The organism is Modestobacter sp. SYSU DS0511 (assembly GCF_054050755.1).
In genome coordinates, this window is the sequence record NZ_JBJGZY010000002.1 from 1 (window position 1) to 13,260 (window position 13,260).

7 protein-coding genes and 1 tRNA gene are annotated in these 13,260 nt (G+C 73.1%); 2 read left to right on the forward strand and 6 right to left on the reverse strand.

Annotated elements, in window-relative coordinates:
* Positions 1-166 precede the first annotated feature (166 nt).
* Both ACI783_RS01285 and ACI783_RS01290 read right to left on the reverse strand, forming a co-directional pair.
* Positions 167-1,504 (reverse strand): ABC transporter substrate-binding protein, encoded by a 1,338-nt coding sequence (locus ACI783_RS01285; protein ID WP_457138763.1) that lies wholly within the window; start codon positions 1,502-1,504, stop codon positions 167-169.
* Positions 1,505-1,814: 310 nt separating this feature from the next.
* Positions 1,815-2,429: an ANTAR domain-containing response regulator gene (locus ACI783_RS01290; protein WP_457083929.1), complete on the reverse strand. Its 615-nt coding sequence runs from the start codon at positions 2,427-2,429 to the stop codon at positions 1,815-1,817.
* A gap of 69 nt (positions 2,430-2,498) precedes the next feature.
* On the opposite strand from ACI783_RS01290, the gene ACI783_RS01295 reads away from it, so the two are divergent.
* Together ACI783_RS01295 and ACI783_RS01300 are read left to right on the forward strand one after the other, a co-directional pair.
* A tRNA-Leu gene (locus tag ACI783_RS01295) sits at positions 2,499-2,572 on the forward strand.
* A 64-nt stretch (positions 2,573-2,636) separates the two neighbouring features.
* Positions 2,637-4,346, forward strand: a complete 1,710-nt coding sequence (locus tag ACI783_RS01300; RefSeq protein WP_457138764.1) for a pyridoxal-dependent decarboxylase — start codon at positions 2,637-2,639, stop codon at positions 4,344-4,346.
* An 18-nt stretch (positions 4,347-4,364) separates the two neighbouring features.
* Here the strand turns inward: ACI783_RS01300 and ACI783_RS01305 are convergent, their stop codons facing one another.
* The 4 genes from ACI783_RS01305 to gltB all read right to left on the reverse strand — a co-directional run bounded on the left by ACI783_RS01305 (position 4,365) and on the right by gltB (position 12,924).
* Positions 4,365-5,264 carry an acyl-CoA thioesterase gene (locus ACI783_RS01305; protein WP_457083933.1) on the reverse strand — a complete coding sequence of 300 codons (900 nt, stop codon included), beginning with the start codon at positions 5,262-5,264 and terminating at the stop codon, positions 4,365-4,367.
* Positions 5,261-6,676 carry a pyruvate kinase gene (gene pyk, locus ACI783_RS01310; RefSeq protein ID WP_457138765.1) on the reverse strand — a complete coding sequence of 472 codons (1,416 nt, stop codon included), beginning with the start codon at positions 6,674-6,676 and terminating at the stop codon, positions 5,261-5,263. Before pyk ends, ACI783_RS01305 begins: the two co-directional genes overlap by 4 nt.
* Before the next feature lie 94 nt (positions 6,677-6,770).
* On the reverse strand, positions 6,771-8,258 hold the full coding sequence (locus ACI783_RS01315; RefSeq protein ID WP_457138766.1) for a glutamate synthase subunit beta: 1,488 nt from the start codon (positions 8,256-8,258) through the stop codon (positions 6,771-6,773).
* Positions 8,251-12,924, reverse strand: coding sequence for a glutamate synthase large subunit (gene gltB / locus ACI783_RS01320; RefSeq protein WP_457138767.1), 4,674 nt, complete (start codon positions 12,922-12,924; stop codon positions 8,251-8,253). The genes ACI783_RS01315 and gltB overlap by 8 nt, the downstream gene beginning before the upstream one ends.
* Positions 12,925-13,260 lie beyond the last annotated feature (336 nt).

Genomic DNA, 13,260 nt, shown 5'->3' on the forward strand with positions numbered 1-13,260 from the left:
GGCCGCCCGGGCGCCCCCCCGCCACCCCGCCCCCCCCGCGGGCCCCCCCCCGGCCCCCCCCCCCCCGCGGCCGGCGGCCCCCCCCCCCCCCCCCCCCCCCCCCCCCCCCCCCCCCCCCCCCCCCCCCCCCCCCCCCCCCCCCCCCCCCGCAGGTGGTGCGGAAGCGTCAGCCGCGGGCCGGGCCGATGCCCTGCGCGTTGAGGCCCTGGATGATCCGTGAGGACTCCTCGAACCCGATGACGACGATGGCGTCGGGGTTGAAGTCCACCATCTGCTGGACCTCGGAGTCGAAGTTCGCCGCCTGCGGGTCGTAGGTCAGGTAGCGGATGCTGTCCTCGGACAGGCCGCCGGCGATCAGGTTGTCCCGGGTGTTCTCGGCCAGGCCCGTGCCGTACGGGTCGTTGAGGGCGAGGATGCCGACGGTGTTGTTGCCGTCCTCGGCGATCAGGTCGGCGAGCGCGCGCGCCTGCAGCGTGTCCGGGGGCGCGGTGCGGAAGTACAGCCCGTTGTCGTCGTACTCGGTGAACTGGTCGGAGGTGTTCGCCGGGGAGAACTGGACGACGCCGGCACCGGTGATGGTGTCGATGACCGTGAGGCTCACCCCGGAGGACGCCGCACCGATGATGGCGTTGACGTTGGACTGCAGCAGCCGGTCGACCGTCTGGGTGGCGGTGTCGGTCGAGGCGTCACCGGAGTCACCCTCGATGAGCTGGACGGGCTGGCCCAGCACACCGCCGGCCTCGTTGATCTCGTTGACCGCCAGCTGGGCGCCGGCGACCTCCGGCGGGCCGAGGAAGGCGAGGTTGCCGGTGAGCGGCAGCAGCGTGCCGATGACCAGCGGGTCACCCGTGGCGCCCGGCGGGGCGTAGGCCGGGCCCTCGTCGGTGGCGGCGTTCGCCTCGTCACCGGCGATCACGAACTGGGTGGCGTCGTTGTCGATCGTGTTGTCGTCGCCGAACTGCTGCAGCCCGAAGCTGGCCTGGGCCGGCTCGCCGGGGTCGGCGAAGCTCAGCGGACCGCTGACACCGTCGTAGTCGACGTTGCCGCCGGCGTTGATGATCTCCAGGCAGGCCGCGTAGGACTCGCAGGTCTCGCCGCCGAAGGTCAGACCGTTGATGTAGCGGGCGAACTCGGTCGCCTGGTTCGTACCGGCAGCCTGGGCCGCGAGCGCGGTCAGGATGACCGCGTCGTAGGTCTCTCCGGCGTAGTTGAACGTCGTCCCCAGGTCGGGGTCGACGGCCAGCAGGCGGTCCTGGAAGTCACCGGAGAGCTGCGTCAGCGGCAGCGTGCCCTTCATGCCGGCCAGGGCACCCTGCTCGGAGAAGTCCTCCCCGAGCGGGTCGCCCATGTTGCCGTCGGTGCCGTAGACGTTGACCTGCTTCTCGCCGCTCGCGTCGCCACCGCCGTTGCCGGAGCCGCCGCCGTCGTCGCCGCCACAGGCGGTCAGCGCGAGCAGGGCGGCACCGGACAGGGCGACCGCGCGAGCGGTGGTGCGGGTGCGCATCAAGGAACTCCCAGTGGGGTGCGTGCGTGGGCGCCGGACCCGGAGGGCTGGTCAGCCCACCGACCGGCCGGTCGGTGCGGAGAACCTAACCGCCGCGCCGACGGCCACCAGCCCTGCTCAGTGCACCGTGATGACGTTGTGACCTGGACGACTCGGTGGTGCCACATGGTGAGACACGCCGACACACGCGCGACACGCAGGTGGCATGCGCCACGCCCAGGACGTGACCACGGTCACCGACAGCGGAAACGCGACGGCCGCCGGTCCGCGGGTCGCGGAGCCGACGGCCGTGGGAGGCGCGCAGCGGCACTCAGGTGGTGGTCTGTCCCCCGGCCGGGGCGGCGTCGCCGACCTCGGTGGCCATGATCGCCTCCGCCAGGGCGCGCATCGAGGTGCGCTCGTTCATCGCCGTGCGCTGGATCCACCGGAAGGCCTCCGCCTCGGTCATCCCGCGCTCGGTCATGAGCCGGCCCTTCGCCTTCTCGATGACCTTGCGGGCCTCCAGCCGCTCCTTGAGGTCGGCGACCTCGGCGTCCAGCGCGTGCATCTCCTGGAACCGGCCGACGGCGACCTCGATGGCCGGGACCAGGTCGTTCTTGGAGAACGGCTTCACCAGGTAGGCCATGGCGCCGGCGTCACGCGCGCGCTCGACCAGCTCGCGCTGGCTGAAGGCGGTGAGCACGATGACCGGCGCGATGCGGGCGCTGGCGATCTGCTCGGCGGCGGCGATCCCGTCGAGGACCGGCATCTGCACGTCGAGGACGACGAGGTCGGGGCGCAGCTGCTCGGCCTGCTCGACCGCGGCCTGCCCGTCGCCGACCTCGGCGACGACGACGTACCCCTCCTCTTCGAGCATCTCCTTGAGGTCGAGGCGGATCAGCGCCTCGTCCTCGGCGATGAGGACCCGGGTCGGCTCGTTGCTCACGGAGATCATCCTATCGACCGCAGACGCGGATCCCGCGCCGGATAGGCTGCGGGCCACCCAGTCGAGTTGGCCCCCGTACCCCAATCGGCAGAGGGAGCGGATTCAAAACCCGCGCAGTGTGCGTTCGAGTCGCACCGGGGGCACGAGCACCATCGACGTGGGCGGGGCACCCGCCGACGTCGGGCGACCGCGCCCTAGGTTGGCCTCGTGACCGGCCACATGACCCCCGAGCAGTTCCGCCAGCACGGCCACGAGGTGGTCGACTGGATCGCCGACTACTGGGCCCGGCTGCAGGACGACCCGACGTCGCTGCCGGTCCGGTCGCAGGTCTCCCCCGGCGACGTCCGCGCCTCTCTTCCCCCGCAGGCGCCCGAGCAGGGCGAGCCGTTCGCCGCGGTGCTGGCCGACCTGGACCGCGTGGTCGTCCCCGGGCTGACCCACTGGCAGCACCCCGGCTTCTTCGGCTACTTCCCCGCCAACACCTCCGGGCCCTCGGTGCTGGGCGACCTGGTGAGCGCCGGCCTGGGCGTGCAGGGCATGTCCTGGGTGACCAGCCCGGCCGCCACCGAGCTCGAGCAGCACGTCATGGACTGGCTGGCCGACCTCCTCGGGATGCCCGCGTCCTTCCACTCCACCGGCACCGGCGGCGGCGTCGTCCAGGACTCCAGCTCCGGAGCGAACCTGGTGGCCCTGCTCGCCGCCCTGCACCGGGCCAGCAAGGGCGCCACGCTGCGCCACGGCGTGCTGCCCGAGGAGTACACCGTCTACGTCTCCGCGCAGACCCACAGCTCGATGGAGAAGGCCGTGCGCATCGCCGGCCTCGGCACCGAGGCGATCCGCATCGTGGAGGTGGACGAGGAGCTGGCCATGCGCCCCGGGGCGCTCGCCGCGCGACTGGAGCGGGACGTCGCCCGCGGGTTCACCCCCGTGCTGGTCTGCGCGACCGTGGGCACCACGTCGACGACGGCGATCGACCCGCTGGCCGAGATCGGGCCGGTGTGCCAGCGGTTCGGCGTGTGGCTGCACGTCGACGCCGCCTACGCCGGGGTCAGCGCGGTCGCCCCCGAGCTGCGCGCGCTGCAGGCCGGGGTGGAGTGGGCCGACAGCTACACCACCGACGCGCACAAGTGGCTGCTCACCGGGTTCGACGCCACCCTGTTCTGGGTGGCCGACCGGGCGGCGCTCACCGGCGCCCTGTCGATCCTGCCGGAGTACCTGCGCAACGCGGCCACCGACACCGGCGCCGTCGTCGACTACCGCGACTGGCAGATCGAGCTGGGCCGCCGGTTCCGCGCCCTGAAGCTGTGGTTCGTGCTGCGCTGGTACGGCGCGGAAGGGCTGCGCGAGCACGTCCGCGGGCACGTCGCGATGGCCCAGGAGCTGGCGGGCTGGGCCGAGGCCGACGACCGGTTCGACGTCGTCGCCCCGCACCCGCTGTCGCTGGTGTGCCTGCGCCCGCGCTGGGCCGACGGCGTGGACGCCGACGTGGCCACGATGACGCTGCTGGAGCGGCTCAACGACGGCGGCGAGGTCTTCCTCACCCACACGACCGTGGCCGGCGCTGCGGTGTTGCGGGTGGCGATCGGGGCACCGTCGACCGAGCGGCAGCACGTCGAGCGGGTCTGGGCGCTGCTCACCGAGGGGCACGACTGGCTGGCGAACGACTTCGCCGAGCAGGCGCGGGAGCGGCAGGACGCCGAACGGCGCGAGCGCGAGGAGGCGGCGCGCCGGGCGGCCGCCGAGCGTGAGGAGGCCGCCCGCCGAGCGGCGGCCGAGCAGGCAGCGGCCGAACAGTCGGCGGGTGAGCAGGCGGCGGGCGAGCCGACGCCGGTGGTCGAGACGCCCGCCGCCGGGGACGAGACCACCGAGCAGGCCGCCGCCCAGGCGGACCTGGACGGCGGGCCCACCCGGGACTGAGCGACGCCGAGGAGGGGTTCAGCCGAGCGAGCGGATGAGCCCCTCCTGGGCGACGGTCGCCACGTGCGTGCCGTCGGCGGACCAGATCTGCCCGAAGCACAACGCGCGACCACTGGCCGCGGCCGGGCTGTCGGTCTCGTAGAGGAACCACTCGTCGGCCCGCGCAGGCCGGTGGAACCACACCGCGTGGTCCAGGCTCGCGCCGACGATCGACCCACCCCAGCCGCCACCGATGCGCGCCAGCCCGGCCGAGAGCAGCGTCAGGTCGCTGACGAAGGTCAGCGCGGCGGCGTGCACGTTGTCGTCGTCGGGCAGCCGCCCGGTGACCCGGAACCACGCCCGGAACGCGGTGTCGCCCGACGTCCGCGGCTCGGGGTCGTACGGGTCGCGCAGGTAGCGGGAGTCGACCGCCCGGTTCAGCGCCCGGGCGCCCTCGGCCCGGTCGGGGTGGGCGGCGAGCACCTCGGGCAGCCCGGGCAGGCCGTCGGGGCCGGGCACCTCGGGCATCGGCAACGAGTGCTCGACCACCGCGCGCTCCCCCGCGGTGAAGTCGGCGGTCAGCGCGAAGATGGCCACGTCCTCGCCCCTGCGGGTCTGCCGGGCCACCACGCGCCGGGTGCTGAACGACCGGCCCTCGCGGATCCGGTCCACCTCGTAGCGGATCTCCTCCTGCGGGTCGCCCGGCCGGAGGAAGTACGAGTGCAGGGAGTGCACCGGCCGCTCGGCCGGCACCGTGGCGTTCGCCGCCGCGAGCGCCTGGGCGGCCACCTGGCCGCCGAAGATCCGCTGCAGCGGCGTCGTCGGGGTGGTGCCGACGAACAGGTCCGGGGCCCGCTCCTCCAGGTCGAGGACGACCATGAGCTCGGCCGCCGGCGTCGGGGCCGGTCCTTCCCCCGACGACGTCGCTGCTGCGGTCACGCCTGCGTTCCCACCTCGTGCACCCGGACGAGGTTGGTCGTGCCGGCGGTGTTCGGCGGGGAGCCGGCCACCACGACGACCTGGTCGCCCTCGCGGAGCCGGCCGATGGAGAGCAGCGAGAAGTCGACCTGGGCGACCATGTCGTCGGTGTGCTCGACCTGGGGCACGATGAAGGTCTCCACGCCCCACGACAGCGCCAGCCGGCTCCGCACCCGCGGGTCGTTGGTGAAGGCGAGGATCGGCAGCCGGGTCTTCAGCGCCGCCAGCCGCTGGGCGCTGCGGCCGGTGGAGGTGAAGGCCGCCAGCGCGGCCACGTCCAGCGCCTCGCCGACGTCCTTGGCCGCCCGCACCATCGCGCCAGGGCGCGAGTGCGAGGCCTTGAGCAGCTGCGGCGCGAGGATCTCGTCGACCTCGACCGCGGCGATGATGCGGTCCATCGTCCGGACGGCCGCGATCGGGTGCTTGCCCACGGAGGTCTCCCCGGACAGCATCACCGCGTCGGCGCCGTCGAGGACGGCGTTGGCGACGTCGGAGGCCTCGGCCCGGGTGGGCCGGGAGTTCTCGATCATCGACTCGAGCATCTGCGTGGCCACGATGACCGGCTTGTTGCGCTCGCGGGCGGCCTGCACGGCCCGCTTCTGCACCAGCGGCACCTGCTCCAGCGGCAGCTCCACACCGAGGTCACCGCGGGCGACCATGATGCCGTCGAACGCGTCGCAGATCGCCTCGAGGTTCTCGACCGCCTCGGGCTTCTCCAGCTTGGCGATGACCGGGGCGAACACGTCCTCCTGGGCCATCACCTCGCGGACCAGCTCGACGTCACGGGGCGACCGGACGAAGGACAGGGCGACGAAGTCGACCCCCAGGGAGAGGGCGAAGCGCAGGTCCTCCTCGTCCTTGTCCGACATGGCCGGGACGCTGACGGCGACGCCGGGCAGGGACAGGCCCTTGTTGTTGGAGACCGGACCGCCCTCGAGGACCAGGCACCACACGTCCGGGCCGTCGACCTCGGCCACGGTCAGGGCGAGCTTGCCGTCGTCGACCAGCAGGCGGTCACCGACGCGGACGTCGTTGGCCAGGTCCTTGTAGGTGGTCGAGACCCGCTCGGCGGTGCCCTCGACGTCCTCGACGGTGATGCAGACCCGGGCACCGGTGGGCCACTCGACCTTGCCCTCGGTGAAGGTGCCCAGCCGGATCTTCGGGCCCTGCAGGTCGGCGAGGACCGCGACGGCGCGGCCGACCTTGTTCGAGGCCTCCCGGACCAGGCGGTAGGCCTGCTCGTGGTCGGCGTGCTTGCCGTGGCTGAAGTTGAGCCGGGCGACGTCCATCCCGGACTCGACGAGGGCGGTGACCTGCTCCGGGGTGCCGGTCGCCGGCCCCAACGTGCAGACGATCTTGGCGCGGCGAGACATGCCCCTGAAACTAGTCGACCCCCCGGGGGGACACGCCGGACGGGTCGGCCGTGTCCCCCCGGGGGGTCGCAGTCGTCTGGGACGTCTGCGCAGGTCAGCGCAGCGGCACCGCCGTCGGCGTGACCGGGCGGGGCAGCATCGAGGCGCCGGTCAGCCAGGTGTCGACGGCGGCCGCGGCGGCCCGCCCCTCGGCGATCGCCCACACGATGAGCGACTGGCCGCGGCCCATGTCACCGGCGACGAAGACGCCCGGCGCCGTGGACATGTAGTCGTCGTCGCGGGCGACCGTGCCCTTCTCGGTGACCGCGCAGCCCAGCTGCTCGACCAGCCCGGCGGTCTGCGGGCCGGTGTACCCGAGCGCCAGCAGCACCAGGTCCGCCGGGAGCACCCGCGTGGTGCCCTCGACGGTCTCCCGGCGGCCGTTGACCAGCCGGACGTCGGAGACCTGGACGCCGGCGACCCGGCCGTCGTCACCGGCTACGAACGCCTCGGTGTTGACGGCGAACAGCCGCTCGCCGCCCTCCTCGTGGGCCGGCGAGACCCGCAGGATCATCTCGTAGGTCGGCCACGGGTTGTCCTGCGGCCGGGTGCCGGGCGGGGCAGGCTTGTAGTCCAGCTGCGCCACCGACGCCGCGCCCTGCCGGTGGGCGGTGCCCAGGCAGTCCGCGCCGGTGTCACCGCCACCGATGATCACCACGTGCTTGCCGTGGGCGTCGATCGCCGGGTGCTCGAGCTCGCCGAGCGCCTGCCGGTTGCCGTCGGGCAGGTACTCCATGGCGAAGTGCACGCCCGGCAGCTCCCGGCCGGGCAGCGGCAGGTCCCGGGCCACCGGGGTGCCGATCGCCAGCACGACCGCGTCGAAGTCCGACCGCAGCTGCTCCACCGTCACGTCGTCGGGGCCCTCGCCGCCGACGTCGACCCCGACGACGAACCGGGTGCCCTCGGCGCGCATCTGGTCCAGCCGCCGGTCCAGGTGGCGCTTCTCCATCTTGAACTCGGGGATGCCGTAGCGGATCAGCCCGCCCACCCGGTCGTCGCGCTCGAAGACGGTGACCTCGTGCCCGGCCCGGGTCAGCTGCTGGGCGGCGGCGAGCCCCGCCGGCCCCGAACCGACGACGGCGACCCTCTTGCCGGTCAGCTCCGCCGGCGGCTGCGGGGTGACCCAGCCGTTGACGAACGCCTGGTCGATGATCTCCCACTCGATCTGCTTGATCGTGACCGGTGAGTTCTCCAGGTTGAGCACGCAGGCGGCCTCGCACGGCGCCGGGCACAGCTTCCCGGTGAACTCCGGGAAGTTGTTCGTGGCGTGCAGCCGCTCGATCGCCTCCTGCCAGTCGTCCCGGCGGGCGAGGTCGTTCCACTCCGGGATGAGGTTGCCCAGCGGGCAGCCGTGGTGGCAGAAGGGGATGCCGCAGTCCATGCAGCGCGCCGCCTGGTCGCGCAGTGCGGCGACGGGGAAGACGGCGTCCTCACCGGTGTCCCGGTTGAGGTACACCTCCTTCCAGTCCAGCAGCCGCAGGTCGACCGGCCGCCGCGGCGGCAGCTGCCGGTCGTACTTCAGGAAACCCGTCTGATCAACCACGTGCGGCCTCCATCACAGCTCGGTCCACGTCGTATCCGGCGGCCTCGGCGGCCCGCCGGGCCTCCATCGCGCGCCGGTAGTCACGCGGCATGATCACGCTGAACCGCTCGGACCACCTGCCCCAGTCGGCGAGCAGGGCGGCGGCCACCGTGGAGTCGGTCGCCTCCCGGTAGCGGGTGAGGACGTCGCGCAGCCACAGCGAGCTCTCGCCGTCCAGCTGCTCGACCTCCACCATCTCCGGGTTCACCCGGTGCCGGGCGAGGTCGAGCACGTAGCCGATCCCGCCGGACATCCCGGCAGCGATGTTGCGACCGGTGGGGCCCAGGATGATCGCCGACCCACCGGTCATGTACTCCAGCGCGTGGTCGCCCACGCCCTCGACGACGGCCAGTGCACCGGAGTTGCGCACGCAGAACCGCTCGCCGACCCGACCGCGGAGGAACAGCTCCCCCTGGGTCGCGCCGTAGCCGATGACGTTGCCGGCGATGACGTTGTCCTCGGCGGCGAACGCGGACTCCGGCGCCGGGCGCACCACGATCCGCCCCCCGGACAGGCCCTTGCCGACGTAGTCGTTCGCGTCGCCGAGCAGCGTCATCGTGATGCCCGGGGGCAGGAACGCGCCGAACGACTGGCCCGCCGACCCGGTGAAGGTCAGGTCGATCGTGCCGTCGGGCAGCCCCGCGCCACCGAACCGGCGGGTCACCATCGACCCGAGCATCGTGCCGACGGTGCGGTTGACGTTGCGGACCGGCAGCTCCAGGTGCACCGGGCGGGCATCGAGCAGCGCACCCTCGCACAGCTGGATCAGCGTCTGGTCCAGCGCGACGTCGAGGCCGTGGTCCTGGGTGGCGACCTGCCGGCGGGCCGCCCCCGCGGGCAGCTCCGGGACGGCGAGGATCGGGGACAGGTCGACCCCGGCGGCCTTCCAGTGGTCGACCGCCAGCGCGACCTCGAGCAGCTCGGCGTGACCGACCGCCTCGTCGAGGGAGCGGAAGCCCAGCTGCGCCAGGTGCTCGCGCACCTGCTCGGCGATGAACTCGAAGAAGGTGACCACGAACTCCGGCTTGCCGGTGAACCGCTTGCGCAGCTCGGGGTTCTGCGTGGCCACGCCCACCGGGCAGGTGTCCAGGTGGCAGACGCGCATCATCACGCAGCCCTCGACCACCAGCGGGGCGGTGGCGAAGCCGAACTCCTCCGCGCCCAGCAGCGCGGCCACGATCACGTCGCGACCGGTCTTCATCTGGCCGTCGACCTGCACCACGATCCGGTCGCGCAGTCCGTTGGCCAGCAGCGTCTGCTGGGTCTCGGCCAGGCCGATCTCCCACGGCGTGCCCGCGTGCTTGAGCGAGGTCAGCGGCGCGGCGCCCGTGCCGCCGTCGTGCCCGGAGACCAGGACGACGTCGGCCTTGGCCTTCGCGACCCCGGCCGCCACGGTGCCGATGCCGGTCTCGGAGACCAGCTTGACGTGGATCCGCGCCTCGTTGTTGGCGTTCTTGAGGTCGTGGATGAGCTGCTTGAGGTCCTCGATCGAGTAGATGTCGTGGTGCGGCGGCGGGCTGATCAGCCCCACGCCCGGCGTGGAGTGCCGGGTGCGCGCCACCCACGGGTAGACCTTGCTGCCGGGCAGCTGGCCACCCTCGCCGGGCTTGGCGCCCTGGGCCATCTTGATCTGGATGTCGTCGGCGTTGACCAGGTACTCGCTGGTCACCCCGAACCGCCCGCTGGCCACCTGCTTGATGGAGCTGCGGCGCAGGTCGCCGTCGGGGTCGGGGGTGAACCGGTCGGGGTCCTCGCCGCCCTCCCCGGTGTTGGAGCGCCCGCCGAGCCGGTTCATCGCGATCGCCAGCGTCTCGTGCGCCTCGGCCGAGATGGAGCCGTAGCTCATCGCCCCGGTCTGGAAGCGCTTGACGATCTCGCTGACCGGCTCGACCTCCTTCAGCGGCACCGCCGGGCGGTCGGCCGTCTTGAGCCGGAACAGCCCGCGCAGGGTCGCTGCCTCGGCCGACAGGCCGTCCACGGTGTCGGCGTACCGCTGGAAGACCTCGTACTGCCGGGAGCGGGTGGCGTGCTGGAGCAGGAACACCGTCTCGGGGTTGAACAGGTGCACCTCGCCCTCGCGGCGCCACTGGTACTCCCCGCCGGTCTCCAGGCGCCGGTGGGCGCGCTCGGTCGGGTTGCTCGGGTAGGCCTTCCGGTGGCGCATCGCCACCTCCTCGGCGAGCACGTCGAGCCCGACGCCGTCGAGGGTGGCCGAGGTGCCGGTGAAGTACTCGTCGACGAGGGCCTTGGACAGGCCGACGGTCTCGAAGATCTGCGCCATGGTGTACGAGCCGACGGTGCTGATGCCCATCTTGCTCATCACCTTGAGCACGCCCTTGCCCATGGCCTTGACCACGTTGCGCACGGCCTGCGCGGGCTCGATGCCGGTGAGCTGACCGGAGCGGATCAGGTCCTCGACGCTCTCGAAGGCCAGGTAGGGGTTGACCGCGGCCGCGCCGTAGCCCAGCAGCAGGGCGACGTGGTGCACCTCGCGGCAGTCACCGGACTCGACGACCAGGCCGACCTCCATCCGGGTGCGCTCGCGCACCAGGTGGTGGTGGACGGCGGCGGTCATCAGCAGCGACGGGATCGGCGCGCGGTTCTCGTCGCAGTCGCGGTCGGACAGCACGATGACCCGGGCGCCGGCAGCGATCGCCTTGCTCACCTTGGTGCGCAGCTCGGTGATCGCCTGGGCCAGCGCCGTGCCGCCGCCGTTGACGTCGAAGTGACCGGTGATCCGCACCGCGGCGAACCCGGGCAGGTCGCCGTCGTCGTCGATGTGCAGGATCTTGGCCAGCTCGTCGTTGTCGATCACCGGGAACGGCAGGAACACCTGCCGGCAGGACGCCGGGGTCGCCGCGAGCAGGTTCTGCTCGGGGCCGAAGGTGCGCCCGAGGCTGGTGACCAGCTCCTCGCGGATCGCGTCCAGCGGCGGGTTGGTGACCTGCGCGAACAGCTGGGTGAAGTAGTCGAACAGCGAGCGCGACCGGTCCGACAGCGAGGCGATCGGGGTGTCGGTGCCCATCGAGCCGATCGGCTCGGCGCCGCTGGCGGCCATCGGCTGCACCAGGATCCGCAGCTCCTCCTCGGTGTAGCCGAAGAGCAGCTGACGGCGGACGACCGACTCGTGGCTGGGCCGGGCACGGCGGCGCTCGGGCAGCTGGGGCAGGTGCACGAGGCCGGCGTGCAGCCAGTCGTCGTAGGGCTGCTCGCTCGCCAGCGCGCCCTTCACCTCCTCGTCGGAGACGATCCGGCCCGCGGCGGTGTCGACCAGGAACATCCGGCCCGGCTGCAGCCGGCCCTTGGCGACGACCTCCGAGGCCGGGATGTCCAGCACGCCGGCCTCGCTGGCCAGCACGACCAGGTCGTCCTTGGTCCGCCACCAGCGGCCCGGGCGCAGGCCGTTGCGGTCGAGCACCGCACCGATGAGCGTGCCGTCGGTGAAGGCCACGCAGGCCGGCCCGTCCCAGGGCTCCATGATCGAGGAGTGGAAGCGGTAGAACGCCCGGCGGGCCGCGTCCATCTCGGCGTGGTTCTCCCACGCCTCGGGGATCATCATCAGGACCGCGTGCGGCAGCGAGCGGCCGGACAGGTGCAGCAGCTCGAGCACCTCGTCGAAGGTCGCCGAGTCGCTGAAGTCGCTGGCCGTGACCGGGAAGATCCGCTCCAGGCCGAGCTCGCTGGCCGGGCCGGCCGGGCCGTCGAACAGCTCGGTCTCCAGCTTGGCCTCGCGGGCGCGCATCCGGTTGCGGTTGCCCTTGATCGTGTTGATCTCACCGTTGTGCGCGATGAAGCGGAACGGGTGGGCCAGCGGCCAGCTCGGGAAGGTGTTGGTGGAGAACCGGCTGTGCACCAGGGCGATCGCCGACTCGTAGCGGTCGTCGCGCAGGTCGGGGAAGAACGCCGGCAGCTGGTCGGTGGTCAGCATCCCCTTGTAGGTGATGGTGCGCGCCGACAGCGAGGCGATGTAGCAGTTGGTGCCGGCGTTCCGGGCGGCCCGCTCGATCCGCTTGCGCAGCACGAACGAGCGCCGCTCGAGCCTGGTGACCCCGTGCGGGGCGGCCGTGCCGCCGAAGGCCTGGGCGTCGGCCCGCGCGCCGATCGTCTCGGCGACGAACAGCTGCGCGAAGTACGGCATGACCCGCCGCGCGGTGGGGCCCAGGTCGGCGCCGTCGGGGTCGACCGGCAGCTCGCGCCAGCCCAGGACGGTCAGCCCCTCCTCCGCGGCGAGCGCGGCGACCCCGTCGACGACGGTGGCCCGCTCGGCCTCGTCGGCGGGGAGGAAGGCGATGCCGACCGCGTACTCCCCCAGCGGCGGGAGGTCGAAGTCGACGCTGGCGCGCAGCAGCGCATCGGGCACCTGGGTGAGGATGCCGGCGCCGTCACCGGAGTTCGGCTCGGAGCCCGCGGCGCCGCGGTGGTCGAGGTTGTGCAGGGCGGTCAGCCCGGCGGCCACGATCGACCGGGACCGGCGACCGCGGGCGTCGGCCACGAAGGCCACGCCGCACGCGTCGTGCTCACGCGCCGGGTCGTAGAGGCCGGTGGCGGCGGGGAGCGCCGAGAAGGCCACCGGGGCCGTCGGGGCATCGGTGCCGGCGGTGGTGCTGGGGGCGGCGAGGTCAGACATGTCACTCCCGTCGTCGGCTGGCCGCGGCGCCCGGCCGGCGGAGCCGGTCCCGGACGCGGTGCGGGGGGTCGCGAGGACCCCGCCGGGTGGTCAGAGCGGGTGGGTGGTGCGGGGAGGAGCGATGCAGGGGGACCAGAGCGGTCCGACGTGTGGAGCCGCACAGGCCGGTGGACTCGGTTCGTCCGGACGGCCTGCGGACCCGCAGTCCCGCGGGCGGGTGTCCGCGGGAGGTCGTGTGCGGGGCAGCGCTGGCCCGGTTCCGACGTCGCCGGCCGGCCCAGGATCACTGGGCGGCCGACAAGGAGCGTACACAGCGACGTCACCTGCGGGACATGT